Origin of the sequence: Antarctobacter sp., assembly GCF_048262615.1 — a bacterium.
Classification (GTDB): domain Bacteria; phylum Pseudomonadota; class Alphaproteobacteria; order Rhodobacterales; family Rhodobacteraceae; genus Antarctobacter.
Genome location: NZ_JBLXFB010000020.1, coordinates 57,832 through 82,617, shown reverse-complemented (window position 1 = coordinate 82,617; position 24,786 = coordinate 57,832). Strand labels below are relative to the sequence as shown.

Annotated in this window: 21 protein-coding genes, 3 pseudogenes and 1 riboswitch; of the genes and pseudogenes, 10 read left to right on the top strand and 14 right to left on the bottom strand. The window is 63.2% G+C overall.

What is annotated here, in order from left to right; translation table 11 throughout:
* From ACN0S5_RS18510 to ACN0S5_RS18495, 4 genes are all read left to right on the top strand, one after another.
* On the top strand, positions 1-954 hold a 954-nt coding region (locus ACN0S5_RS18510; RefSeq protein WP_417210219.1), incomplete at its 5' end, for a DNA gyrase subunit A.
* A gap of 170 nt (positions 955-1,124) precedes the next feature.
* A complete protein-coding gene (locus ACN0S5_RS18505; RefSeq protein WP_417210218.1) occupies positions 1,125-1,637 on the top strand; it encodes a hypothetical protein in 513 nt (170 codons plus the stop codon).
* A 328-nt stretch (positions 1,638-1,965) separates the two neighbouring features.
* Positions 1,966-2,457, top strand: a complete 492-nt coding sequence (locus tag ACN0S5_RS18500) for a hypothetical protein (RefSeq protein WP_417210217.1) — start codon at positions 1,966-1,968, stop codon at positions 2,455-2,457.
* A 32-nt stretch (positions 2,458-2,489) separates the two neighbouring features.
* The gene (locus ACN0S5_RS18495; RefSeq protein WP_417210216.1) at positions 2,490-2,648 is read left to right on the top strand and encodes a hypothetical protein; all 159 of its coding nucleotides are present in this window, start codon (positions 2,490-2,492) and stop codon (positions 2,646-2,648) included.
* 898 nt (positions 2,649-3,546) lie between these two features.
* On the opposite strand, the gene ACN0S5_RS18490 is transcribed toward ACN0S5_RS18495, so the two are convergent.
* Complete coding sequence (locus tag ACN0S5_RS18490) at positions 3,547-3,879, bottom strand: hypothetical protein (RefSeq protein ID WP_417210215.1); 333 nt, start codon at positions 3,877-3,879, stop codon at positions 3,547-3,549.
* Between the two features lie 143 nt (positions 3,880-4,022).
* Here ACN0S5_RS18490 and ACN0S5_RS18485 point away from each other — a divergent pair.
* From ACN0S5_RS18485 to ACN0S5_RS18470, 4 genes and pseudogenes are all read left to right on the top strand, one after another.
* A pseudogene (locus ACN0S5_RS18485) lies at positions 4,023-4,744 on the top strand (electron transfer flavoprotein subunit beta/FixA family protein); the annotation flags it as partial.
* A 46-nt stretch (positions 4,745-4,790) separates the two neighbouring features.
* Positions 4,791-5,658, top strand: a pseudogene (locus ACN0S5_RS18480) (electron transfer flavoprotein subunit alpha/FixB family protein).
* Between the two features lie 12 nt (positions 5,659-5,670).
* Positions 5,671-6,849, top strand: coding sequence for a beta-ketothiolase BktB (gene bktB, locus ACN0S5_RS18475; protein ID WP_417210214.1), 1,179 nt, complete (start codon positions 5,671-5,673; stop codon positions 6,847-6,849).
* Between the two features lie 126 nt (positions 6,850-6,975).
* Positions 6,976-7,956 carry an alpha/beta hydrolase gene (locus ACN0S5_RS18470; RefSeq protein WP_417210213.1) on the top strand — a complete coding sequence of 327 codons (981 nt, stop codon included), beginning with the start codon at positions 6,976-6,978 and terminating at the stop codon, positions 7,954-7,956.
* 31 nt (positions 7,957-7,987) lie between these two features.
* Here ACN0S5_RS18470 and ACN0S5_RS18465 read toward each other — a convergent pair whose 3' ends face one another.
* The 4 genes from ACN0S5_RS18465 to ACN0S5_RS18450 all read right to left on the bottom strand — a co-directional run bounded on the left by ACN0S5_RS18465 (position 7,988) and on the right by ACN0S5_RS18450 (position 11,762).
* Positions 7,988-8,881 (bottom strand): LysR family transcriptional regulator, encoded by an 894-nt coding sequence (locus ACN0S5_RS18465; protein WP_417210212.1) that lies wholly within the window; start codon positions 8,879-8,881, stop codon positions 7,988-7,990.
* Between the two features lie 130 nt (positions 8,882-9,011).
* Positions 9,012-9,821, bottom strand: a complete 810-nt coding sequence (locus tag ACN0S5_RS18460; protein ID WP_417210211.1) for an SDR family NAD(P)-dependent oxidoreductase — start codon at positions 9,819-9,821, stop codon at positions 9,012-9,014.
* 118 nt (positions 9,822-9,939) lie between these two features.
* Complete coding sequence (locus tag ACN0S5_RS18455; protein WP_417210210.1) at positions 9,940-11,214, bottom strand: TRAP transporter large permease; 1,275 nt, start codon at positions 11,212-11,214, stop codon at positions 9,940-9,942.
* Entirely contained in the window at positions 11,211-11,762 is a 552-nt protein-coding gene (locus ACN0S5_RS18450; RefSeq protein WP_417210209.1) for a TRAP transporter small permease, read from the bottom strand. Before ACN0S5_RS18450 ends, ACN0S5_RS18455 begins: the two co-directional genes overlap by 4 nt.
* Before the next feature lie 271 nt (positions 11,763-12,033).
* Here ACN0S5_RS18450 and dctP point away from each other — a divergent pair, with 271 nt between their 5' ends.
* Positions 12,034-13,047 (top strand): TRAP transporter substrate-binding protein DctP, encoded by a 1,014-nt coding sequence (dctP, locus tag ACN0S5_RS18445; RefSeq protein WP_417210208.1) that lies wholly within the window; start codon positions 12,034-12,036, stop codon positions 13,045-13,047.
* Between the two features lie 267 nt (positions 13,048-13,314).
* Here dctP and ACN0S5_RS18440 read toward each other — a convergent pair whose 3' ends face one another.
* The 3 genes from ACN0S5_RS18440 to ACN0S5_RS18430 form a co-directional block, all read right to left on the bottom strand.
* Positions 13,315-14,604 carry an ATP-binding protein gene (locus ACN0S5_RS18440; protein WP_417210207.1) on the bottom strand — a complete coding sequence of 430 codons (1,290 nt, stop codon included), beginning with the start codon at positions 14,602-14,604 and terminating at the stop codon, positions 13,315-13,317.
* Positions 14,605-14,702: 98 nt separating this feature from the next.
* Positions 14,703-15,311: an SMC-Scp complex subunit ScpB gene (gene scpB, locus ACN0S5_RS18435; protein ID WP_417210206.1), complete on the bottom strand. Its 609-nt coding sequence runs from the start codon at positions 15,309-15,311 to the stop codon at positions 14,703-14,705.
* Between the two features lie 48 nt (positions 15,312-15,359).
* On the bottom strand, positions 15,360-16,256 hold the full coding sequence (locus tag ACN0S5_RS18430) for a DUF1403 family protein (RefSeq protein WP_417210205.1): 897 nt from the start codon (positions 16,254-16,256) through the stop codon (positions 15,360-15,362).
* Between the two features lie 125 nt (positions 16,257-16,381).
* Here ACN0S5_RS18430 and ACN0S5_RS18425 point away from each other — a divergent pair, with 125 nt between their 5' ends.
* Positions 16,382-17,476 carry a tyrosine-type recombinase/integrase gene (locus ACN0S5_RS18425; protein WP_417210204.1) on the top strand — a complete coding sequence of 365 codons (1,095 nt, stop codon included), beginning with the start codon at positions 16,382-16,384 and terminating at the stop codon, positions 17,474-17,476.
* 521 nt (positions 17,477-17,997) lie between these two features.
* Here the strand turns inward: ACN0S5_RS18425 and repC are convergent.
* The 6 genes and pseudogenes from repC to ACN0S5_RS18395 all read right to left on the bottom strand — a co-directional run bounded on the left by repC (position 17,998) and on the right by ACN0S5_RS18395 (position 24,698).
* Positions 17,998-19,221: a plasmid replication protein RepC gene (repC, locus tag ACN0S5_RS18420; protein ID WP_417210203.1), complete on the bottom strand. Its 1,224-nt coding sequence runs from the start codon at positions 19,219-19,221 to the stop codon at positions 17,998-18,000.
* A 219-nt stretch (positions 19,222-19,440) separates the two neighbouring features.
* Positions 19,441-20,370 (bottom strand): plasmid partitioning protein RepB, encoded by a 930-nt coding sequence (gene repB, locus ACN0S5_RS18415; protein ID WP_417210202.1) that lies wholly within the window; start codon positions 20,368-20,370, stop codon positions 19,441-19,443.
* Positions 20,354-21,547 (bottom strand): plasmid partitioning protein RepA, encoded by a 1,194-nt coding sequence (repA, locus tag ACN0S5_RS18410; protein WP_417210201.1) that lies wholly within the window; start codon positions 21,545-21,547, stop codon positions 20,354-20,356. Before repA ends, repB begins: the two co-directional genes overlap by 17 nt.
* A 111-nt stretch (positions 21,548-21,658) precedes the next feature.
* A pseudogene (locus ACN0S5_RS18405) lies at positions 21,659-21,981 on the bottom strand (hypothetical protein); the annotation flags it as partial.
* Between the two features lie 193 nt (positions 21,982-22,174).
* Entirely contained in the window at positions 22,175-23,413 is a 1,239-nt protein-coding gene (locus ACN0S5_RS18400) for a D-amino acid dehydrogenase (protein ID WP_417210200.1), read from the bottom strand.
* Between the two features lie 44 nt (positions 23,414-23,457).
* A riboswitch (glycine riboswitch) is annotated at positions 23,458-23,555 on the bottom strand.
* A 162-nt stretch (positions 23,556-23,717) separates the two neighbouring features.
* Positions 23,718-24,698 carry a LysR family transcriptional regulator gene (locus ACN0S5_RS18395; RefSeq protein ID WP_417210199.1) on the bottom strand — a complete coding sequence of 327 codons (981 nt, stop codon included), beginning with the start codon at positions 24,696-24,698 and terminating at the stop codon, positions 23,718-23,720.
* Positions 24,699-24,786: the final 88 nt, after the last annotated feature.

The window sequence follows — 24,786 nt, the reverse complement described above, 5'->3', positions numbered from 1 at the left end:
CCCGATTTCCCCACCGGGGGCGTGATCGTCGAACCGGCGGACAACATTGCGCAGGCCTATCGCACCGGGCGCGGCAGCATTCGCCTGCGCGCGAAATGGAACGTCGAGGATCTGGGCCGGGGCACCTGGCAGGTCGTCGTGACCGAAATCCCTTACCAGGTGCAAAAGTCCAAGCTGGTCGAACGCATCGCTGAGCTGATCCAGACCAAGAAGGTCCCGATCTTGGCCGACGTGCGGGATGAATCCGCCGAAGACGTGCGGATGATCCTCGAACCGCGCTCCAAGAACGTCGACCCCGACGTGCTGATGAACATGCTGTTCCGGAATTCGGACCTCGAAGTCCGCTTTTCGCTGAACATGAACGTGCTGATCGACGGCGTCACACCCAAGGTCTGCTCGCTCAAGGAGGTGCTGCGCGCCTTCCTCGACTTCCGCCGTGAGGTGCTGATCCGCCGGTCGAAACACCGGATGGCCAAGATCGACAACCGGCTGGAGGTGCTGGAAGGGCTGATCGTCGCCTTCCTGAACCTCGACCGGGTGATCGACATCATCCGCTACGATGACGACCCCAAGGCCGCCCTGATGTACGAGGACTGGGGACAGGCTTTGTCCGGGCGACCTCGGAAAAGGATTACGTTCCGCCCGCCCGCTGGTAAGCGACGACGCGATCGGCCTGACCGAGGTCAGACCGAAGCCATCCTGAACATGCGCCTGCGCTCCACCGCCGTCTCAAGGATGGAGCTGGTGGCCGAACGCGACAAGCTGATGGAGGCGCGCCGGTCTCGAGGCCTGCTCGACTCGAAAGCCTCCAGTGGAAGACCATCTCCGAGCAACTGCGCGAGACCGCGAGACCTTCGGCAAGGATCACGTGCGCGGCGCGCGCCTCAACTACTCCGAGGCGGGCGAGATCGAGGACCCGCGCCAAACGATGATCGAACGAACCGATCACCGTAGTCTGCTCGCAGATGGGCTGGATCGGGCGATGAAGGGCCTATCGACCTCGGCTCAGGCTGAAGTTCAAGGACGGCGGTCCGCGCACCGTCTTCACGCTGACGCGACCGGTTGCTGGTCTTCAGCCAACGACGTTTGCACCTGTCGCCGCCAATCTGCCGGGCGGGCGCGGCATGGGCGAACCGCTGCGCCTCATGGTCGACCGCCGAACAGGCGCAGATCGTCGACCTCTTCATCCACGTGCCAGGCGCAAGCTGCACGTTGCCTCGGATGCCGGCAACTTTGTCGTCAGCGAAACCGACGTGCTGGCCCAGACGCGCACCGGCAGCAGGCATGAACCTCGCGCCGGCGTCAAGGCCGGATCTGCAAAGCTGACGGCGATACCGTCGCCGTCGTGGGCGAAAACCCTGGTGCTGGTCGCCATGCTCGGCGAACTGCCGAATGGGCGGGGCAGGGCGTGCGGCTGCAATACAAGGACGGCGGCTTCCGGACGCACCACCTTCCGCTGGCCACGGTCTGTCCGGCACGACCCGGCGGGGGCACCACCGAAACGCAACTGGAGGAATGGCTCGGCAAACGCGCCAGGTCCGGCCGCATGGCGCGGGTTCGCGGTAACCCTTCACCTGACGACGATCCTGGCGGGGACGACGGTCCTCGCCACCGCTAATTTTCCTGGAATGCCTTGATGAGTACCCCGACCTACGGCACGGACGCCAGCGGAGACGGCAGCCACCTGTTCTGGCTCGCCTTCGGACCCCCACTGACCATCTGACGCTCATCTACCGGTTCTGGGCGAGGCCGCGTCCGCCGCTACATCTGGTCCTCGGTCCTGCTCGACGATTCGCGCTTCGAATACACCGGCACCGGGCTCGAGAAATTCATAAAACTTTCTCTTGGCGGTGGTGTTCTGGCGATCTACCTCGGCGTGGTGCAGATCGTGCTGTTCTGTTTCAGCCTGACCCTGTTCCGCGAACCCGACGGTCGGAGACATCGTCGCGCAGGTCGTCGCGGGCTATGTCCGTCCTGTCGGTCGTGCCCTTCTGTTCTTCGCGATCTACCGCGCGCCGCTACCGGATGGCGCGCACCGCTGGCGCGGCATCCGCTTCGGCAGACAAGGCGGCCGGGGGCTATGCCCTGCGCGCCATGGGCTATTGGCTTCTGACCATCCTCAACCTCGGCTTTGCGCAAACCGCTCAGACCTTCCGGCTGGAAAATACATGGTGGACCGCACTGGTTAAGCGATGCGCGCTTCCACCAGGGCGGGCGCTGGACCGCTGCAGGCGGATGCTGCATCTTCATCGGGCTCATGATCCTGCTCGCCGCCGTGATCGGCGCCGCGCTCTCGCCGACGACACCGCCACCGGTCCTGCCCTTAATGGCTATCCGTGGGGCTGGTCTACCGCTGGCGGTGAAGCATCTCCTTCCGGGTCAGGCACCTGCCTACCTGCGCAGAACACCACGCTCGGCGACGGTCGCCTTCGACGCCCGGCCCAGCAGGTCATCTGACCTGGATCCACGGCAACCTCACAATTGACCTCGTGATCTCGATCCTCAATGGCCATCTGAGCAACGCCGGCGCGATCGTGTTCGGCGGCGTCCTGTCCATGGCCGAAGGCGATCCGGCAGGCACCATCGCCGCCACCGTGGTGCTCGCCGTGATGGGCTACATGCTGGTGCTGGTGGCGGCGATGCCGTAACGCGCTGGTAACGATCACCGGCAGTCTGCGCCACCGTCGAGACAGTGACCCTCATCCTTGCCCGCCCTCGCCGACATCAGCAGCGCGCGGCAGGTCGGCGCAGATGCCGAAAGCTTTGCCATTGCGCTCGACGTCGGCGGGGCGTTCAGGCCATGCGGGAACCCAGGCACGCTTCTACGACGGCCTGACCGCCATCCGCCAGGGTCCAGTGCGGCTGTCCGGATTCGACCGCCTTCTCATCTCGGCACCACCCTGCCGGCGCCGCTGCTGGCGCCCCGATCTGCGCGCCCTGCGCGTCGGCGATCCGCGCAGGTGGTCGTGACCCGCCACCTCGAGGTCGAGGACGGCACTTCACCAGTCCGCCCGCCTGCTGATCGACATCGAGATGGCGGGTGGCTGCGCCACACCCGCCCGGCTCTGGCGCCGCGACGTGAAGCAGGGCACCGGCCGCCGCATCATCCGTGCGGGGGTCGCGGTGGAGCGCCGTGCTGCTGATGCTCTTCGTGATCCTGCCTGCGGCCGACATCGGCTGCGGGTGGAACGCCAGGTTGCCTTCGGGCGCAACGTCACGCGCGGACGCGCGCTTTCTCGGGGGCGAGACCATGAGCAGATCACCTCTCCCGACGGGAACGGCGCTGCAACGCGGTCGACCGGCTGACCGACGGCGCCGATCTCGGCACCTGATCTGGGCGTCGTGGTCTTCGACAACGAGATGGTGAACGCCTTTGCCGCGCCCGGCAGCAGGTCGTGATCGTGCGAGGACTGATCGACAAGACTGACGGTCCCGACATGGTGGCGGCAGTCCTGCGCACGAGATCGGCCACGTGGTCCATCGCGATCCGACCGGGGCGCACCGCGTGCCGCAGGCTCGGTCGGTCTGCTCGGCCTGTGTTCGATTTCACCGGCGGCGCACCATGGCCTTTCTCGCCGACCGCCTGCTCAACGCGTGCAGCCAGGAGGCCGGATCACAGCCGACCGCTTTGCCCATGCCATGCTGCGCGACGCGGATCTTCCTCCTGGCGCCCTCGCCGACATGTTCGAGCGGTTCCGCGCCATGGGCGGCGATATCTCGGGCCCGCTGGCGCATTTCATGTCCCACCCCGGCTCGGCACCCATCGACGCGCGCGCCGCCCCCGACGACCAGCCCGCGCCCCTCGCTCGACGCGGCCAGCTGGGCGGCTCTGCGCGGAATCTGTCGGGACAAGAACGACCCGCGGATCAGCGCCCGCATCGGCCGCGACCGTTTGCGCCACCGATGCCGGGCGTCCGGCGCTAACGGGACGTTTAGCCTGTTTCACCCTGCGGCAGTTGATATCACCACGGGAGGCATTCACTGGCGCGACGTGTTCCTGGCGCGAAGGAAGAAAACCGCTGATGAAATTGCTCGTACCCGTGAGGCGCGTGATCGACTGGCGTGAGGTTCGCATGAAGCGGACGGGCAGGGGTTGATCTTGCGAATGTGAAGTATCGATGAACCCGTTCGACGAGATTGCGGTGGAGCTGCGATCCGGCTGAAAGGCGGGGACCGCGAGCGAGGTGATCGCGGTGAGCATCGGTGTGAAGCAGGCGCGGAACGCTGCGCGGCGCTTGCGATGAGCTGAACCAGGTGATCCTGGTGGTTGCGGCCAGGACGTGCACGACGACATCGAGCCGCTGGCGGTGGCGAAGATCTGGCGGCGATCATCGCCGAGGCAACCCGGTCTGGTGATCTGCGGCAAGCAGGCATCGACAACGACCTCGGGCGACGGGCCAGATGCTGGCGGCGCTGACCGGGCTGGCGCAGGCGACCAATGCCAACACGCTGGCGGTGGAGGGCGACAGCGCCGGTAACGCGCGAGGTCGACGGCGGGCTGCAGACCATCAGGTGGCGCTGCCGGCAATCGTCACCACCGACCTGCGGCTGAACGAGCCGCGGCGCGCAACCTTCAACATCATGAAGGCGAAGAAGAAGCCGCTGGAGGGGAAGAGCCCGGCGGATTACGGCGTCGATGGCACCGCGGCTCGAGATCGTCTCAAACCGCGGAACCGGCGGGCCGCGCGGCGGGATCATGGTGGGCTCGATCGACGAGCTGGTGGCGGAAACTGAAGACGCGGGGCGATCGATGGCGGTACTCCTTCAGAAATCACCACGACGCGCTGTCGATGGACGCGACCGCCAAGGCGTACCGCGGCGAGCGCTGGCGAGGTGACGGTGCTGGCCGCAGGTTCAGCGGCTGGAACGCGGCGAGGCGGCGGCGACGATCACCGGCGTGGCAAAAAGGGTCCTGGTGGCCGGATGCGCTCTGGGCACCGCCCGGCAGAACCGGTGGCGGCGGTGATCTCCCTGGCGAGGACTACAGCCACATCGGCGCCGGCCACCACCGACGCCAAGAACATCCTGCCGCGCGTGGCCGCGCTGCTGGACGTGATGGTGCTGACCGATGTGACCGCCGTGGTCGACGCCGACACCTTCGAGCGCCCGATCTATGCCGGCAACGCCATCCAGACGGTACGGTCGAAAGATGAAAAGAAGGTTATCACCTTCCGCACCTCGACCTTTGACGCCGCCGCCACCGGCGGGTCCGCCGCCGTCGAGGACATCGCGGCGGGCGACAACCCGGCCCTGTCGGAATGGGTCGAGGACAAGGTCGCCGCCAGCGACCGGCCCGAGCTGACCTCGGCGGGGATCGTGGTGTCCGGCGGCCGCGGCGTCGGCAGCCAGGACGATTTCGCGCTGATCGAGGCGCTGGCCGACAAGCTGGGCGCCGCCGTGGGCGCCTCCCGCGCGGCGGTCGATTCGGGCTTTGCCCCGAACGACTGGCAGGTCGGCCAGACCGGCAAGGTTGTGGCCCCGGATCTTTACGTCGCGGTCGGCATCTCGGGCGCGATCCAGCACCTGGCCGGCATGAAGGACAGCAAGGTCATCGTCGCCATCAACAAGGACGAAGAGGCGCCGATCTTTCAGGTCGCCGACTACGGCCTTGTCGCCGACCTGTTCCAGGCCGTCCCGGAACTGACCGAGAAGCTGTAGGGAGACCGGCACATGAACGATGTCATCATCGCGTCGGCGGTCAGAACGGCCATCGGTGACCTGGGCGGTGCCTTGGCCGGCTTGCCCCCGACCGATCTGGCGGCACAGGTCGCCCGCGCCGCCATCGAGCGGGCCGGATGCCCTGGCCGGGATGTGGACCTGTCGGTCTTTGGCCATGTCATCCACACCGAGCCGCGCGACATGTACCTGTCGCGTGTCGCGGCCATAAACGCCGGAGTGCCTGAGACCGCCCCGGCCCTGACGCTCAACCGTCTTTGCGGCAGCGGATTACAAGCGGTTGTCACCGCCGCCGAAGCGATCATGCTGGACAATGCGTCGGTGGCGCTGGCAAGCGGCGCGGAATCCATGAGCCGGGCCGGGCATCTCCTTTCGGCCAGCCGCTTCGGGGCCAGAATGGGCGATGTCGGCGCGGTCGACATGATGGTCGGCGCGCTGACCGACCCCTTTGGCAACGGCCACATGGGTGTGACCGCCGAAAATGTCGCCCGCGACTGCGGGATCGACCGCGAGACACAGGATACCATTGCGGTCGAATCGCACCGGCGCGCGGCCCGCGCCATCGAGAACGGCTGGTTCCGGGAGCAAATCCTGCCCATCGAGGTCACGCATCGCCGCGAAACCCGCCAGTTCACGGTCGACGAACATGTCCGTCCCGGCACGACGCTGGAGGGCATGGCCGGACTGCGCCCGGCCTTCGCCAAGGGCGGCAGTGTGACGGCAGGGAACGCCTCGGGCATCAACGACGGGGCCGCCGCACTGGTCCTGATGGCCGCAAAAGAGGCAGAACGGCGGGCCGTAGAGCCGCTGGGCCGGATCGTCGCCTATGGTTTGGGTGGCGTGGCGCCCGGCGTCATGGGCCTTGGACCGATCCCCGCGGTGGAACAGGCGCTGAAGCGGGCAAAGATGACGGTGGACGATCTGGACGCCATCGAATCAAACGAAGCCTTTGCCGCCCAGGCCTGTGCCGTGTCGCGGAGGTTGGGCTTTCCCGACGAGATCACCAACCCCGACGGCGGCGCAATTGCCCTTGGCCATCCTGTCGGAGCCTCTGGCGCGATCATCCTGACAAAGCTGCTCTACCATCTCAAACGCACCGGCAAGCGGCGCGGGCTTGCCACCATGTGCATCGGCGGCGGCCAGGGCATCGCGGTGATCGTCGAAAGGATCTGAACGGTCAATGCCACCCGCGCCCGACCGTTGTGTCAGGCCGATAGGCCCTAGGCGATCAGCGGCATAGTCTTGTGCACGACCGGCGATACACTTCACCGGACCCTGACCCGCAGGAGGAGAGTTCATATGCGGCGCACCACCTTTCTGCTGCTGGCGCTGGTCCTGCTGTTGGCCGCTCGGCTTCACGCGCAGGATGCCATGCCAGACACAACAAGAACCGCTCCACTGACCGCTGACAGCACCATTGGTGAGCTGCTGTCACATCCTGCACTGGACGGCTTTGCCGACATGACCCTGCCGTGGTACGGGCGCGACTATGACGCGGACCAGCGCCTGTCAGAGATCGCTGGCATGCTGCCCTATCACAGTGCCGTCGACGTCCCCACGGTCCTCGACGGGTTGAACCGCCTGATTGCGGACAGCGCCGCCGGTCTGCCGGTGTTTGAGCACCTCTATTCCGCCGAGGAACGTGCCGCCGACGCCACGTTGGGGGCTGCGGGCCTGTTCTTTTTCGCCGGCGATCCCGGCGCCCCCTTCGCTTTGATCGCGCCGGGCGGCGGGTTTTCGTACGTCGGATCGGTGCACGAGGGCTTTCCCTATGCTGCCCGGATCTCGGACTCCGGGCTCAATGCCTTTGTGCTGACCTACCGGACCGGCGGTAGCGGCAGGCCCGCCACGCAGGACATGGCCCGCGCGGTCGACCTGATCCGCGATCGGGCCGGGGTCTACCGTGTCTCGCCGGACGGTTATTCGGTCTGGGGCAGTTCGGCGGGGGCACGGATGGCGGCCTTCATCGGCAGCGACACACCCGCCGGGCATGGCGGGCGAACCGCGCAACCGCCCGCAGCGGTCGTCATGGCCTACACCAGCCATACCGCCACCGGAGAGAGCGATCCGCCCACCTATGTCGTGGTCGGCACCCAGGACCGCATCGCGCCGCCCCGCAACATGGCACCCCGTGTCGAAGCGCTGCGACAGCGGGGAATCGAGGTGACCTATGCCGTCATACCGGATGTCGGGCACGGTTTTGGAACCGGGAGGGGAACCGCCGCCGAAGGCTGGATCGATGACGCCATCGCCTTCTGGCGCCGCCAGCTAGGCGAATGATGCGCCGCACCCGAAACACAAGGCGGCACGGTCAGTCGCGGTAGCGCAAGGCGTTCAGCACCAGAGAGAATGCCGGAGACGCCTGCCGGCGCGACGGGTAGTACAGGTGAAAGCCGGGAAACGGCGGCGACCAATCGTCCAGCACCGTTTCAAGCCGCCCTTCGGAAACCAGCTTTCTAAGCCGGAAATCCGGCAGGCAGCACAGCCCTGCCCCGTCCAGACAGGCCTCGACAATCAGGTCCGGGTCGTCCGTCGTCAACTGGCCCGAAACCCGGACATTCAGCGGCTTGCCGTCGCGTTCGTATTCCCAGGCATAGAGCCCGCCAAGCGTCGGCAGCCGCAGGTTGATGCAGTTGTGTTCGGTCAGATCCTGCGGACGTTCGGGGCGGCCGTGCCGGGCAAAATAGGCGGGAGAACCCAGCGTCAGCATCCGCATGTCAGGGCTGATGCGCACGGCGATCATATCTTTTTCGATGCTTTCGCCCAGTCGGATGCCCGCATCGAACCGGCCTTCGACAATGTCTGTCATCCGGTTGTCGACCGAGATTTCAAAGGTCACGTCGGGATGCTCTTGCAGGATCGGTCCCAGTTTCGGCCAGACGATGCTCAGCGCCGCCGGCCGCGAGGTGGTCAGCCGGACATGGCCCGCCGGTTTGTCCCGCATCTCGTTCAGCGCGGCAAGCCGGTCGTTGATCCGGTCGAAAGCCGGCCGCAACGTCGCCGCCAGCAGCTCTCCGGCCGGTGTCGGCACGACGTTACGGGTGGTGCGGGTCAGCAGTCGGATGTCCAGCCGCTCTTCCAGCCGTTTGACGATATGGCTCAGCGAGCTTTGCGAGGTGCCAAGCCGGGCCGCCGCCTTGGTAAAGCTGCGCTCTTCGCTGACAGCAAGAAAGGCCATGAGGTCGCCCAGTTCGTCACGCTTCATCTATCAACCTCCGACAATTATTTCCCGTTGTTTATATCGGAGAATGATGGATTCAAGGCGTCCCGGAAGGCATGGCGACAAACCGCCACCGGTGCTTTGAGGGCTTGCGTGCCCGGACGCTTGTTTCAGCTCAGGCGCGCAGGGTCTTTGCCCGCGGCAGGGCCCGCATCAGCCCATCCCGGAATGCCCCGTCCACCAGAATTTCGGCGCCGCTGACATAAGAGGCGCGCGGACTGGCCAGAAACAGCACCACCTGCGCGATATCGTCGGGCACACCCACCCGGCCCAACGGCACGATTGCATCCCTGGCCCTGGCAATTTCGGAGTCCTCATAGCTGGCCCGCCCCATGCCTGTGCGGATGAGGCCCGGCAGGACGGCATTGCTGCGCACGCCATGCGGCCCCAGTTCCGCCGCCAGTTGATGTGACATCGCAGAGACCCCGGCCTTGGCAATGGCATAGCTGCCGCTGCCGGGCACCGGCGCGATGGCGTTGATCGAGGACATATGCACCATGGCACCGCCGCCGCGCCGGATCATGCCCCGGCCGAAGATCTGCGCGCAGCGGTGGTAGCCGGTCAGGTTGACGGAAACGACCCGGTCCCAGTCGCTGTCATCAACCTCCATCAGGTCGCCCCGTCCGGCGATCCCGGCGTTGTTGACCAGAACCCCGACCGTGCCAAAGGCTTTGACGACGCGGTCATGCGCGGCCTCTATGCTGGCCCGGTCCGAGGTGTCACAGGCGACCGCAAGGGCCTGCCCCCCGGCGTCGCGGATCATGGTCGCGGTCTCGTCGGCCCCCTCTGCATCGCGGTCCAGCACCGCCACGCGCGCCCCGTCCCCGGCCAGCGCCAGCGCGCAGCCCCGACCGATACCGCCCGCCCCGCCGGTGACGACGCAGACCGTGTCGGCCAGCCCGAAAGCGTTGCGAAACGCGGTCATAGTCGCGGCTCCTTCAGATCGTCGGCACGGGTCGTGGGCGGCAGCCGCAGACCACCGGTTGCATCAATAGGTCCCGGATACACGGGTTCCGCCCCCCCTGCCCGGCGAAAGACCCGGATCATGTCAGCCACAGCGTCAGTTGCGGGAAGGCAAGCAGAAGCCCCAGCGTCACGAATTCTGCCACGAGGAAAGGCATCACACCGCGAAAGCTGGCCGGCAGTTCTGTCCGGGTGGTGGATGCGACAATGAATGTGACCAGCCCCAGGGGCGGCGATACCAGCCCCACTTCCGCCGTCTTGATGATGATGATGCCCCACCACACCGGATCGAAGCCCAGCCCCACCATGAGCGCGGTCGAAATCGGTGCGGTCAGGATCAGGATCGCGGCCTGATCCATGAACATGCCGAGCACCAGATAGATCCCCACCACGACCAGCATGACGGCTGTCGGAGACATGCCGCTGACCGCGATCCACTCCAGCAACGTATCGGTGATTCGCGAGAAGGTGATGAAGTACCCGACGATATGTGCACAGAAGATGATCGTCATGATCATGGTGGTGATCTTGAGCGTACCGCCGACCGCGTGAATGAAATTCTTCCGCGTCATCCGCCCGGTGCCCAGAGAGATCAAAAGCGCCCCCAACGCGCCGATGGCGGAGATTTCCGTGGGGGTCGCGACACCGCTGTAGAGCCCCCCAAGGACAATCGCGATCAGCAGGGCCATGGGCCAGACGCTGCCGCCCTTCTCGATCTTTGCATCCTGGGTTTCGCGGTCGCGGCTCGGGCCCAGTTCAGGCTTGAACCACAGGACGATGGCAATCGTCACCATGTATCCCGCCGCTGTCATCAGGCCCGGAATGATGCCGCCCATGAACAGCCGCCCGATGGAGGTTTCCGTGATGATACCGAACAGCACAAAGGCCACCGAGGGCGGGATCATGATCGCCAGCGTGCCGGCAATCGCGATGGTGCCCACCGACAGCAAGGGGGCGTAACCCGCGGCCCGCATCGCCGGAAAAGAGGCCCGCGCGAGACTGGCAGCCGACGCCGTGCTGCTGCCGGTCGCCGCCGCGTGGACCGCACCCGCCGCGATGCAGGCCATGGCCAGCCCCCCCTTGATCCCGCGCATCATCCGGTGGCAGGCCAGCAGCAGGTCCTTGGCAACGCCGCCGCAGGCCAGAAACTCGGCCATCAGGACAAACATCGGGATCGTCAACAGGATCATGTTGGAGGTGGTCTCGTGCACCACCTTGCTCATCAGGGTCTGGATCATCGACAACGGGACGATCATGTTCAGACTGAGGAAGCCTGCCAGTCCCAGGGCAAAGCCGATTGGCACGGCCAGAACCATCAGGCCGAGAAGGATGGCAATTCCGATTGCGAAGGTCACAGGCCCTCCTCCTCGATGTCATGTTGGAAAAGCAGCTGGTCGCGTGGGCCGAGCGCTGTCATCAGCAGGCGGAGCGCCAGCAGCCACAGCCCGATCGGAACCCAGATCCACGACAGATGCATCGGCCAGTCCAGCACATCCATGACGATCTCATTCGTCTTGTAGGCCTTGTGCCATTGATGCCCCGCCAACCAGGCCAGATCCGCGATCAGCAGAAAGCTGGCCAACAGGCCGGTTCGGATCAGCAGATCCGCGTAGCGCGTTGGCAACCTGTCATGCAGGAACCTGATGCGGATGTAGCCACCGCTCCGAAAGGCCCAGGCCAGCGGCAGGCAGATGAGCGTCACCATCAGGTAGTTTTCCGTAAAGAACAGGTTGAACGACAGCGGCTTGTTCACGGCATATCGCAGGATGGCGTCGAGCGATGTCAGGACCATTGCCAGCAGCATCACGGCCCCGCCGGCGATGGCTGCCGCGGTTTCGACAGGGCGCAGGATGGCATCGGTCGCGCGATGCCAGCTGTGCGCCAGGGGAACGGAATCGGGCAAGAAATCACTCCTCCTCTTTGGCACGCGGGGCCGTCCACAGGACAAGGCCAAGCGGCGCACTATACCGATAGATGATTTGCATTATAGATGACAAGTGAAACCAGTCATATTCATTTAGATAATTGATATTGATTGGCGAGATGTGCAATGGTGCCGATCACGACCCCCATGCTGGGGGCGTCACCGCCTGTCACATCGGGACGACGGCCCGGACGCGGCGCATCCAAGACGATGCCGGACGACCTCCGGCCACTCATTCAGGGAGATTTCCATGTCCAGAACCAGCCTACATATCGTTGCGGGCGCTGCCATGACGGCCATTGCCGCAGCGGCCAGCGCCGAGACACTGACCGTTGCGCACGATCTGCCGCCGGCGCACTATTTCTCCGTACGCGGGTTCGAGGCCCTCATGTCCTGCGTGACCGATCGGACAGGAGGAGAAATCGAATTCGACTACTACCCCGGAGGTTCTGTCATCAAGCGCGACGAAGGCGTGACAAGCATCCAGGAGGATCTGGCCCAGATCACCTTTGTCACCATCGGCGAGGAAACCGCGCGTTTGCCGATGCAGGGCGTGACCATGCTTCCCGGGATCGCCAGCAGCGCAACCGAACTGGGTGACGCCTATCGCGCCGCCGTGGCGCAAGGCGGCGTACTGGCAAGCGAATGGGAGGCCGCTGGCGTGCGCCCGATCGCCATCACCGCCCTGGCCCCCTACCAGATCGTGTCCGGCCGCAGCGCCATCATCGATTCGCCTGAGGATTTCGCCGGCAAGAAGGTCCGCACGACAGGCTCCGCGCTCAACTTCCTTGTCGAGGCTATCGGCGGCGTGGCGGTTCAGATGCCCGGACCGGAGATCTACACGGCCATGCAGCGCGGTACTGTCGACGCAACCCTGTTTTCGTTCTCCAGCGTCAAACCCTACTCCGTGCAGGAAGTAATGGGCGCGATGAGCTTCAACGGCAGCTTTGGCACCGCCGCTCAGGCGATCGGCATGAGCCAAAAGGCCTATGACGGCATGACCGCCGAGCAACAGACGGCCTTCGACGCGTGCGGCCTTCAGGTTGCGCAGGATCTGACCAAGTGGATCGACGAGGGCGAGGCAACCATCGCCGATGAGTTCCGGCAGCAGGGTATTAATATCTTCAATTTCACCAACGAGGATCTGGCCAAGTTCGAAACCCAGATGCAATCCGTGGCGGACGAATTTGTCGGACGCCTGACAGCCCGTGACATCCCGGCGGACAAGGCATTGAACGAATTGAGAGATGCCCTCGCAAACTGACGACAAAACGGCGCCTCGGAGACCCGGATAACAGTCGACGGGGCGCCCCACCCTCTCTGATCAGATCAGCATTGCGGCGCGGGACCGGACAGAGGAGCCACCCTTTCGTCAGGTGAATCTCGTCGTCTGCTTTTGGGTCGGAATACGACCGAAAACGACGTTCGACTTCCCGGCACAGCTCGGCAGCAGGCACACCGCCCGCCTCTGGCGCGGACCTGTCCAAAGGGCAGGAGGGGCATTTACTTTTTCTGCCGAACCGGTGCGCGTTTAGTTTGCATCCACCGCCGCCCAAAGCGTGCTGAGTGGCAAAGCGAAATTGCCGTCACCCATGGTCAGTTTTTCCTGCCCAAGATAAAATACGATCCCGACAGTGCTGCGCCCTTTTCCCGGCCCGTTATTGGCGAACCATTTCAGGTGCTTGAAATCATCGGCCACAACCGTGGTTGCAGCCTTGACCTCGATCCCAACCAGCCGGTGACCTCCATCGATCAGGACATCGATCTCTCGACGGTCTGCGCTGCGCCAATGGTAAAGCCGATGGTCTTCGTCCTGCATCGGCAAAGCACGCTGTAGTTCGCCGACAACGAAGCTCTCCAAAATACCGCCCAAGGCTTCGGGACTGTTGCCGATGTCAAATGATCTGTCGTTCAGACGCCGCAGCGCACTGGAAATTCCGGTATCCACAAAGTGGAACTTCGGTTGCTTGATGTCCCGCTTGCTCTCGCCCGGCATCCACGCGCTCAGCTTGGTCACCAATGAGAGCCGCATGAGAATGTCGAGGTATTGATCAACTGTCTCGCGCTTGAGCTTTGCCAGTTTTGCCAATTCGGACGTATTGATCTCTTGCGCGGTCCGTGCCGCCATCTGATCGATCAAAAACCGAAGAGCATCAGGCTTTCGGACCGGCATGATATCCGCCACGTCTCGATCCACCACCGCATCGATATAGTCGCGATACCGCCGCTGCCGCGATCGAAGTGGCAGCGCGCGGATTTCGGGGTATCCGCCCATAAGGATGAGGTCGACATAGTCTTTGCGTCCCAACTGCGCGGGATCCGAGATCTGAGGCAGCGTCGGAGCCGACTGCATCGCCCAATCGATCACCCGGTTCGCCGGCGCCCGATTGACCTCGGCGGTTGTCAGCGGCCAGAGTTTGAGCGTCTGCATTCGACCCGCCAGCGAGTCCGCTACCTCTGCCGTTGTGAAGACGTTGGATGACCCCGTCAGGACAAACTGTCCTTTGCGGCGGTTGCGATCGACAATTCTCTTGATGGCCAGAGCCAGCTTCGGTGACCTTTGGGCCTCGTCGATGATAACCGGCGCATCAGGCTGTTCTTCCGCAAGGCTTGTCAGTTGGCCTTCGGGATCAGCCTCCATCGCCGTCAGGATCGCAGCATCGTCCAGCGTGATGAAACGACCTTGTTTGAACAGGTCACGCACAAGGGTCGTTTTACCGACTTGCCGTGGTCCGACAAGGTTGACAACGCGTGCAGTTGCCAAAGCGTCCTGCAACTCAGGCGTCAGATGTCGCGGAAGGTATTCATCGATTTCACTCATCTCACGAGATGCCTACCAATCATCTCACGAAATGTCCATTAGACCTTTCACGGTATGTCCGGTACAGACCTCACCAGACAGCCATCCCTTTCATCACGCTACACAACACCAAGCCCCGCATCTTCCAATTGCTCACGATCAGGGAGATCCCGCAGGCTATCCAGATCGAAGGCAACGAGAAACGCGTCCGTGGTCACAAATGTATAGGGCGCCCCGCGTCGCGGCGACCTTGGCCCGGTCCCGATCAGGTTGCGCGCATGCAGCCGCCCGATCAGGTCGCGGCTGATCTCCTTGCCGAAGATGTCCTTGAGCCCGTCGCGGGTGATGGGCTGGTGGTAGGCAATGGCGGCGAGGACGGCGACATCGAATTCGCTCAGGTCCAGAAATTGATCCGAGACATCCGCCGCAGCGCGGATCGCGGGCGCGTAGGCGGGGCGCGTTCGGAACATCCAGCCCTCGGCCACTTGGGCGATCTCAAACGCTCGGCCGTCCAGATCGGCGGCAAGATCCTCAACCAAAAGATTGACCGAGGCCCCCTGCCCCACAACACGCGCAAGTTTCTCGCGCGGCACTGGCGACGCGCTGGCAAACAAGACCGCCTCGATCCGGCGCATCCATTCGCGCCATCGCACTTCCGGCGGCAGGTCAGGCAATTCGCGGTCCAGTTCGGGGTCAGAGCGATCCTTCGCCGACTTTCGTGGTCGCATGCCCGAACTTTGAGCCCGGTTCCCACTTTCGCTGGACATGCTCATCGCTCAAACCCCGTATAGCCGGAAGGTGTCGCGCCCCGTCAATTCGCGCACCGCGCCAAGATCGACCAGCCGGTCACAGAGCCGCCGTGCAGCGCGGTCCGGCAGGGGCAGCGCGGCAGGCGTCACCGCATCGCGAGTCAGGAACATCTCGACCGCATCGCCCGCCCCCTTGGCCCGCAGCTTCGGCGCGACCGCTTTGAGATCCGCAGCCCGACGCGCGAGGTCGGCGGCAAGGCGTACGGCCTCGGTCCCCGATGCGCTCACAGCGCGATGACAGGCAAGACGCAGGTCGGCCCCCCGCTTGCGCAGGTCGGCCTGTTTTAAGCCCGCAGCCAGCAGCGGCACGAGATGATCCCAACCGAGCGCCTGCGCCAGGGCCGCATCCGCGAGGATCAGCGCCGACACGTCAGCACGCGGCGCCGCCGTCAGCACCGCCTCCAGCACCAGTGCGGCGCGGCGGACCGGCGCGCATGACCCCCCTTGGGGTCCCGCATCGAGCCACGTGGCGATCTGGTCCGGCTCGAGGGTTGGCAAGGCCCGACCCAGAGCCTTGATCGACACCGGCCGCTGCACCGCGCGCCGCCAGGTCAGACAGGTGTCGCCCACCGGTCCGGGCAGATCGCCGGGGCGCAGTAGGTGCACCGCATCGCGCAGCTCGCCTGCCCGCTCCGGACGCCCGGAAAACGCCATACACGCCTCCGCTGCGCGGAGCGCGAGACGATCCCGCAACAAAGTATGGGGTACGTCACCGCGACCCATCACAACATGCAGGTGATTCAGCACCGCACCAGACAAAAACGCAACATCTTCAAGGGTTTCAGCACGCGCGGCGGTGACCCACGATGGGATCCGGGGTATGAATTCACGGTCATCTATGGGAGCGTGCCGGGCAAATGTCATGCTTGGAGACTACCCCGTGACGGCGCTTTCCGCCAGTATTTACTGCCAAAACCGCCCCGCCTTGTCGGTCTCTGTTATGTCCAATAAGTTTGCCTTATCGGACATAACGAGATTAACTTGGCGGCATGTCAGAAAACACCCAGAAATCGGACACAGAGGCCGCAAACGGGCCGTCCGTCAACCAGCACGACGAGACGTTGGCACTCCCTTCATTTGTTGCTGGCTCCGGCACGCTTGACCGGCTGGTCGATACCGCCCGCGACTATGCCCGCGCGGCCGCCTCGGACAATACCCGGAAAGCCTATGCAAAGGACTGGGCACATTTCACCCGCTGGTGTCGGTTGAAAGGCGCAGAGCCCATCCCCCCATCACCGGAGATGATCGGGCTTTACCTAGCCGACATGGCCTCCGGGTCAGGCCCTTTCCCATCGCAGTCGACATCCCACCCCCTTTCGGCTTCGACAATAGACCGGCGGCTGTCGGGCCTCGCGTGGAACTATGCACAGCGCGGGTTTTCCCTCGATCGCAAGAACCGGCACATCGCCACGGTGCTGGCCGGGATCAAACGCAGGCACGCGCGCCCACCGGTGCAGAAAGAAGCGATCCTCGCCGAGGACATCCTCGCGATGGTCGCCACCCTGCCCCATGACCTGCGCGGGCTGCGGGATCGGGCGATCCTGCTGCTAGGATATGCCGGCGGTCTGCGCCGCTCGGAAATCGTCAGCCTTGACGTTCACAAGGACGATACCCCGGACTCCGGCGGCTGGCTCGACGTTTTCGACAAGGGCGTGCTGCTGACCCTCAATGCCAAGACCGGTTGGCGTGAGGTCGAGATCGGACGCGGCTCCACGGAGCAGTCCTGTCCCGTCCATGCACTCAAACAATGGCTATTTTTCGCGAAGATCGATTTCGGCCCAGTCTTCGTCGGCATATCGCGCGATGGTCAACGGGCGCTTGAGACGCGGTTGAACGACAAACATGTCGCGCGGTTGATCAAACGCGCGGTCCTCGATGCTGGCATCCGATCAGAGCTGCCCGAGAAAGAGCGGCAGGCGCTGTTTTCCGGCCACTCGCTGCGCGCCGGTCTTGCCAGTTCCGCCGAGGTCGACGAGCGTTACGTCCAAAAGCAACTTGGGCACGCCTCGGCGGAGATGACCCGCCGCTATCAACGACGCCGCGACCGGTTCGGTGTAAACTTGACCAAGGCCGCAGGTCTCTGACCCCCTGCCCCATTACGCGGCCTGCCCCGCCTCTTTCGACCAATCTGCGCAAATTGCTGTCCACTGAGGAAACATCGCCTGCATCTTCCGGCTTTGGCGAGGCTCATTGCTCCAGAACGACCGGATAGAATCCCGAACCTTGCCGCTGACGTTCGTGTACCGAAAAGGCCGCTAAGTGTTTCAACGTCGAATCGTCCTCTGCGTTGCGTTCAAGCAGGGTAGGGGCGTCGTATAGCCAGTTGCTTCTACTCGACCGAAAGAGACAGGGTCTGAAAGCGTCCACCGCCAGCTGGGGTTCAGACCTACCGGTCACGGTGTTAACATCGACCGGAACGGACCGAAGATACGGGCTTTGCAGCAATCCCCGACGTGCGTCAAAAGCCACTCTCCCACTCTCCCAGTCTTGCATTCTGACTTCCTCAAACCAGCGATCCTTTCGCACTCTTGTTCAGAGGTCCGCTAGACAGGACTTAACAGCTGTTAAGTCCGCAGGCCGTGGAGCAACACGCGATCTTACACCCTTAACAGCTGTTAAGGGTGTAAGATCGGCGGCCAATCAACGCCATGACCATCGGCCCGCATGAAAACTCTCCAGCAGCGGCTTTGGCGGTCAATGCGCGCAAGTATCCACCAGGAGATCTGATCTCGGCAAACCGTTCCAGAATAGCGGCAACCACAATCGATGCCTGTTCGGGACCCATGCAGCGTTGCGCTTCTTCCCAAGCCGACACACTGATCCCCATCGCCGGGCGAACATGCGATGCCGCATCGTAGAGCTGGTGCCAGTGCCTGACCTCTCCGTCATAGAAGGTTTTCAAGGCAGGGCAGCTTGTGACGACCAGATGCAGCGGGATCTTTGGCAATTGCCGTAGGTCCATCGACCCCATGCCATCGTCACTATCGCACAGTTCGGAAGATTGCGACCCGCTCGCCGCCCCGGCTTTTTCTAAGCCCGGTTCAAGATCTATAGATTCTTTATTTGTATTATGATGGTGACGCCCAGATTGAGCGTCATTGGTGTCCATTTCTTCTGTTTCAGAACCATCGATCACGTTACGGGCGGTATCAAGAAGCCTCTCAAGCTCCAGCTGGTGCTGCCGCAAATCGGCCAGGGAGAACTTGCGGCGCAGCGCGCGGGCCGTCAGAGCAGCCATATCACGCATCTGGTCCCACAAGCCAAGCCCCGGCTGCAAGTCCTCTCCGAACTCCGCCAATGCGGCCAGATCGCGGCGCATTAGGCTGACAACCTCCCTCAGCCGCCGAACTCGCTCTTCGGACTCTCGCACCGCCTCCGCCGCGCGGGCAATCTCTTCGGCACGGCAATAGAGCGGCGAGAGATCAAACCCGAAGGCCACGCGTTCCTCGCCGTGTTTGCGCACGTAGCGCTTGCCGTTGGGGCTGTCGCGCCGCACAAGCAGACCGGCATCCACCAACCGGCTGAGATGACGCCGCATCGTAGAACACGGCATACCGTTCAGCCGTTCACAGATGGCTTTGTTGGAAGGGAACACAATCATCTCGGCGTTTCCCCCAAGAGCGTCGTCAGGGAAGAAGCTGAGAAGCCCTTGCAAGACTGTCAGATCACGCTCTGTGACGCCAAAACCGGCTTGGGCTTTGGACAACTCACGCAGAATCTCCCACTTGTTGATGGGCTTGCCCGGAACGGATGCTTCGGGCGTCTCGACAACACGCAGATGGGCGTGCGAGATCGGCCGCATAAACGGCGAAATCGGTGTGTACTCCATGAAAATGTCCACGAAGGCAAAATTTCTTCGGCCCGCGAATCGCTTTGCGCTTGCGGGGTAGGGGCCAGAACGCTACATTCAGAAGTGCGAAAACTGAGATTTTGTAGCGGGCTGGTCCCGATGCGAAACCTTACAAAGGTCTCGTGAAGCTAGCTTCTCGGGGCCTTTTACTTTTTGCCTGTATCGTGTCTCCTTTTTGTTATTGTTGGTTGCTCTTCCTCAGTCTCCTGAACGCTTCCAGCGCTCATGAAGCTCGGTAATCAGCTTTGGGGCATTGCCCTCCAGCCAGCTGACAAATTCAGGGTCCTCCGCAGTCAGATCGAGTTTGAGCTGCTTGCCTTGGCGACCGGTCTTGACTGTCGCCGCGCCGACACCGGGGATCGCCAAAGCAGGCGCGCCCTTGCGCGGCGTCCTCACGTCCATCTCCGGGCTCTTCGCGGCCGCGAGAACGGCAAGAAACGCACTGTCAGACATCTCATAGACCGAACCGGAACTGTCGGCCCTGGCCGCATGTGCAACAGTTTGCAGATGATCACGATCAACGTCGTAGAGACCCAAGGCCTTTTTGAGATCTTCCCATCTCGGGCGACCAATTCCGGGAGCCGCACCAATTGCCTGAATGAGATCCTCGCCAACAGTCCGAACGACACTCAAGAGCTGTGAAACCGCCGCTTCATGGAGGTTAAGGACTTCGGCGACACCTCGGTTGGTCCGCTCGGCCCCCTCCAGATGGTCGCCTTCCAGAAGCGCCGCCGCAACAAGCGCACGCTCAATAAAGCTCAGGTCGCGACGTTCCTGGTTTTCAAGAAGCTGATCTCGAAGCGCTTGATCGCCTTCAACCTCTGTGACGATCGCTCGAACTTTGATGCCGAGTTCCCGACAGGCTTCAAGGCGTCTGCGGCCATAGATCAGGTTGTAGCGATCGCCTTCCAGCGGACGGACCAGGACAGGCACACGCTGCCCGTTCTTGGAAATAGAGCTCTTGAGACCCTCCACTTCAATCTGAAGTCTGTCGTCCAACCGTCCTTCGGTAACAATCTGCCCCGGATCTATCTCAAACACACCGCCACGCAATCGGCGCCCTTCCAGAGCGTCAGGAGCGTTGCGAAGGGTCTGCAACGGCAGCCCAAGTTTAGGCTTTCTTGCCATGCCGCCCCCATGTGTTCTGGATGATTTCAGCAATCTCATCGTTGACTGCATTCATGGAGTCGATCGCACGATCAAACGTCTGACGTGTGAAGTCCTTCTTGTCCGCTTCGTAAAGTGTTTGCTTGGTCAAACCGGCATCAGAAATCGCCGTCGACTCAACCATGTGATTGGTCAGGACCGACCGCCCGAACAGCCCGCGAATGAAGGCGATGACTTCGGTCTGCGGCGCGTCGCCGACTTTGTACCGCGTTGGCAGGAAACGCAGCCAATCAAAGCGCAGGTTCGCGCCCGCATCCCGGATCACCCCTAACAGATCGGCGGTCATCCGCAGGAATTGAGACATCGACATGAGGTCAAGCATCTGCGGATGAACAGTCACAAGGACGCCCGCGGACGCGGACAGCGCAGACATCGTCAAGAAACCAAGCTGCGGCGGACAGTCGATCACAACAACGTCGTAGTTTGCTTCGACACTATCGAGCGCGTCATGAACTCTCGCGAAGAATGCCTTCGCACCTCCCCGTTGGATCGCAGCAGGCGTTTCGTGCTCGAACTCCATGAGTTCAAGGTTTCCAGGGATCAGATCAAGGCCGCGAATATAGGTCTTGCGGATCACCTCTGTGATCGGAACGGGATCATCATAGCGAACGGCATCATAGAGGGTTCCGCCCTCCATGAGATCGAGTTCAGGTTGAATTCCGTGAAGAGCCGAAAGAGACGCTTGCGGGTCAAGATCGATCGCAAGGACCCTGTACCCCTTAAGCGCCAGACGTTGAGCAAGGTGTGCGGACGTCGTCGTTTTGCCCGAACCGCCCTTGAAGTTCACCACTGAAACCACCTGAAGTTCGTCACCGTCGCGACGCCCAGGCACATAGGTTCCAGATTTTTTTGCATTTCCTTCAAGTGTTTGACGGATTTCCCAGATATCGTCGAGCGTATAGCGGCGATGACTTCCTGCCGTCGTCTCGACGTCAACGATCTTTCCTTCTCGATGAAGCTTCCGAAGATAGGTATGATCGACGCCAAGGAGTTCAGCAGCTTCGCCGCTGGTCAAGGAGCGCATCACCTTCTTTGCATCCGGAGGAAAGTGGGCCGCGCGCTGAGCATGCAGGTTCGACGCGAGAAGTTCCGCGTAGTGCCCGATGGCGATGTCTAGATCCTGCTCTGCTTCGCTCATGTCTGCCCCGATCCGTGGGCGCGTTTTTTATGTGACCGCGCGTTATTTTTCGAGACTATTGCCCGACCCACCAGATTCGTGCAAGCACTTTCTAGATTTAGTGGCAATCGGTTAGGCCAACACAAGTGCCGTTTGCAGAGGAGCCACGCGCTTTTCAACGCGCTCCAACGGCGTCTTTACCGAGGACGGTTTCCAACTGGCGCACCCCCAAGAGGTACGCTCACGCATGGTTTCCAGCAAGCCGCAGGTTGTTTGCCGCGTGATGTCTGGATCCGCGCCCTTGATGGCTGCGGCAATCGCGGGCAGGCGGTCATTGATTGCACGAGGTCCCGTGCCGGTGACGGGGCAGGGGGGCAAGTGATGATCCGCAGCACGTCCTCTCAGGTCATATCTGACCGAAGGCAGCGAACATGCGGCACCCAATCTTGGGCAGAGCGGACGGACTTTGGCGCAAAGCACAGGGTTGCCGCCGACGCGTTCCTTGATGGCCCATGATCGACACTCAGAGGGGCGAAACCTGTTCATGGCATGTCTACAGCGCCCCATTTGACGAGGCGGCCAGACAGAGCTTGGCCGCGCACCTCCTGACAACCGGAGTGCGCGGCCAACGTCTCGTTGCGGCTTGGATCAGATCCGGGCCGCCACCGCCGAGGCCACCGCCTCTGAAGTGGCGCAGGCAAGGGTCCAGCCAAGGTGGCCGTGTCCGGTATTGTAGAACACCCCCGCGCGCCGTCCGGGGCCGACCCGTGGCATCATCGAGGGCATCATCGGACGCAGACCGGCCCAAGGCGTTGACTGGCGGGTGCAGACCTCGGGGAAGTAGCGGTTCACCCAGGCCACCAGCGGCGCGATCCTGACATCGCGGATGTCGCGGTTTTCGCCCGCGAACTCGGCGGTACCGGCCACGCGGAACCGGTCGGGTCCGAGCCGGCTGGTGACGATCTTGGCCTCGTCGTCGAGCAGGCTGACCTGCGGCGCGCCCCTGCGCGAGACCTCGTCCGGCAGGTTGACGGTGATCGAGTAGCCCTTGACCGGGTAGACGTTGAGCCGATCGCCGAAACCCCTTGCCAGCGCCCGGCTGCGCACCCCGGCGCAAACCACGACCGCCGCATGCTCTGCCTTGTGGCTTGCGCGGCGACCCGGCTCTGGCGCGGTGTCATAGCAGACCGTGACCCCCTTGCCGTGGGTGGTGTTGCCGGTGACTCTGGCCTGCATCACGAAACGCACGCCCAGACGTGCGCAGGCCGCGGCCAACCCGGTGGTGAAAAGGTGGATGTCGCCGGAACTGTCGCCGGGAGTGATAAAGCCACCGGCGAAGTCTCCGGTCAGCGCCGGTTCGACCCGGCGGATGCCATCGGCGTCCAACTCCTGCCGCTCTACGCCGCCTTGGGCCAGCAGGTCCGACACCCGGCGGGCGTGATCGAGCTGGGCCTTGGTGGTGTAGAAATGCAGGATGCCGCGATCCTCGCGGTCGAAGGCAATGCCCTCGCGTTCACCGATCTGGCGCATGCGCGCACGCGCCGCCACGGCCAGCCGGGCGGTTTCGGTGGTGTGCTTGCGGTAATTGGGGATCTGGCCCACGAATTCGGCCAGCCAGGAATATTTGTGCCAGCTTGGGGTCAGGTTCAGCGACAGCGGCGCATCCTTGCGCAGCATCCAGCCGAGCCCCTTGCGGATGGTCGACAGGTGGTTCCAGACCTCGGCGTTCGAGGCCGAGAGCTGTCCGCCATTGGCAAAGCTGGTTTCCATGGCGGGGTAGCGGTTGCGATCGTAGACAGTGACCGCATAGCCGCGGGTGGCAAGCTCATAGGCGGTGGTGACGCCGGTGACACCGGCGCCGATGACGGCAATGGATTTCGAAGCCATTCCAGGCACTCCAAGGCAAAGGTGTGACACGCCGGTTGTCCGACGCATCCCCCTCTGTCCTTTTGCCTGAGAGCATCGGCGCAATCGTCGCGCCTTTCTCCTTCGGCGGGTGCATGCGGCACCACTCTCCAGAGTTCACGGTTCGGCAGTAACTGAGCCTGAGAGTTTCCGGGGCGTTGCTCCGTCGGCGCGGGCTTTCACCCGTCTCTCCTGTCCGAACCTTCGTAAAGCGGGGCGTAGGCGAGGCCCCGATTCGTGTCAAGCAAAGTCGGCCACGCACGGGGTCCGCCATCCCGCACGCCGATCATTGAGCCGGTCCATCTTGCTCCGCCCTCGGCTCCCGCGCCTCAGAACCTGCGTCGAAATTCGCGCCACGCTTGGCGCTTTGCAGAGCCTGTGCCAGGAGTTCCGCGGCGCGTGTCGGACGCTCGCGCGGATAGACGATGCGGAAGGTGTCATCAAAGTCCATGCGGTCCGGTGCCAGCATGCGCAGCCGTCCGTTGCGGACCTCCGGTTCGGCATAATGCCGAGGAAGGAAACCGATAAAGGCGCCGGACAGCAGGAGGACAAGCGTGCCTTCCATCTGCGCGGTGACCGCACGCCAGTTGAACTCGATCCCGCAGATCGGCGCCTGCGCCATGTAGGTGCGTCCGGCGAAATCCTGTTCGGACAGTACCGTGTCGGTGATCGCGTCATCGGGGACCGAGAACAGCGGATGCAGGTCGCCGCAATAAAGGTTCTGACGTTCCTCGTAGACGTCGATGGCGTGGGTCTGCGACAGCGGGTCTTGCTTCGGCATAAGCACGACCTGATAGCGGCCGTTGAGGACCCCCTGTGCCAGCACCTGCGGAGCGGTGATGTCGATGGACAGGCGCACGCGCGGGGCCTTTTTGCAGAACGCGGCAATCGCCAGATGCAGGTTCACTTCGTGGTTCGTCACCATCGCATCGACGGTGCCGAAGCTCAGATCGCCTGACAATTCGCCCTGCGCTTCGCTGACTGCGCTCTGGAACCGGTCGATGGACCCAAAGAGGTCAAGCATGGCGGAATGCACCCGCCGGCCTTCTTCGGTCAGGTAGAAACCGCCGCGTCCACGCTCACAAAGGCGCAGGCCCAGCCGGTCTTCCAGATTGCGCATATGGGCCGAGATCGTGGCCTGGCTCATGCCCAGACCGGCCTGCGCGGCAGAAAATCCGTTGGCCCGCACGATCTCTGCGAAAACCCGCAGAAGACGCAGATCGACATCGGCCAGTGACGGCGCGCGCAGAGTGGTGAGATGCTCCATACATAGACAATCTCACAAGTTAACGTTGAAACATAGATATTTTTCCAACTACTGAATCGTGTTTCGGTGCCTTGGCAATACACAAGGA

Excerpts from the sequence above, each read along its gene's own strand:
- ACN0S5_RS18505 (WP_417210218.1), top strand. The coding sequence starts at position 1,125 with ATGGGCGAACCGCTGCGCCTCATGGTCGACCGCCGAACAGGCGCAGAT.
- ACN0S5_RS18500 (WP_417210217.1), top strand. The coding sequence starts at position 1,966 with ATGTCCGTCCTGTCGGTCGTGCCCTTCTGTTCTTCGCGATCTACCGCG.
- ACN0S5_RS18490 (WP_417210215.1), bottom strand. The coding sequence starts at position 3,879 with ATGCGGGCGCTGATCCGCGGGTCGTTCTTGTCCCGACAGATTCCGCGC.
- bktB (WP_417210214.1), top strand. The coding sequence starts at position 5,671 with ATGAACGATGTCATCATCGCGTCGGCGGTCAGAACGGCCATCGGTGAC.
- ACN0S5_RS18470 (WP_417210213.1), top strand. The coding sequence starts at position 6,976 with ATGCGGCGCACCACCTTTCTGCTGCTGGCGCTGGTCCTGCTGTTGGCC.
- ACN0S5_RS18465 (WP_417210212.1), bottom strand. The coding sequence starts at position 8,881 with ATGAAGCGTGACGAACTGGGCGACCTCATGGCCTTTCTTGCTGTCAGC.
- ACN0S5_RS18460 (WP_417210211.1), bottom strand. The coding sequence starts at position 9,821 with ATGACCGCGTTTCGCAACGCTTTCGGGCTGGCCGACACGGTCTGCGTC.
- dctP (WP_417210208.1), top strand. The coding sequence starts at position 12,034 with ATGTCCAGAACCAGCCTACATATCGTTGCGGGCGCTGCCATGACGGCC.
- ACN0S5_RS18440 (WP_417210207.1), bottom strand. The coding sequence starts at position 14,604 with ATGAGTGAAATCGATGAATACCTTCCGCGACATCTGACGCCTGAGTTG.
- scpB (WP_417210206.1), bottom strand. The coding sequence starts at position 15,311 with ATGCGACCACGAAAGTCGGCGAAGGATCGCTCTGACCCCGAACTGGAC.
- ACN0S5_RS18430 (WP_417210205.1), bottom strand. The coding sequence starts at position 16,256 with ATGACATTTGCCCGGCACGCTCCCATAGATGACCGTGAATTCATACCC.
- ACN0S5_RS18425 (WP_417210204.1), top strand. The coding sequence starts at position 16,382 with ATGTCAGAAAACACCCAGAAATCGGACACAGAGGCCGCAAACGGGCCG.
- repC (WP_417210203.1), bottom strand. The coding sequence starts at position 19,221 with ATGGAGTACACACCGATTTCGCCGTTTATGCGGCCGATCTCGCACGCC.
- repB (WP_417210202.1), bottom strand. The coding sequence starts at position 20,370 with ATGGCAAGAAAGCCTAAACTTGGGCTGCCGTTGCAGACCCTTCGCAAC.
- repA (WP_417210201.1), bottom strand. The coding sequence starts at position 21,547 with ATGAGCGAAGCAGAGCAGGATCTAGACATCGCCATCGGGCACTACGCG.
- ACN0S5_RS18400 (WP_417210200.1), bottom strand. The coding sequence starts at position 23,413 with ATGGCTTCGAAATCCATTGCCGTCATCGGCGCCGGTGTCACCGGCGTC.
- ACN0S5_RS18395 (WP_417210199.1), bottom strand. The coding sequence starts at position 24,698 with ATGGAGCATCTCACCACTCTGCGCGCGCCGTCACTGGCCGATGTCGAT.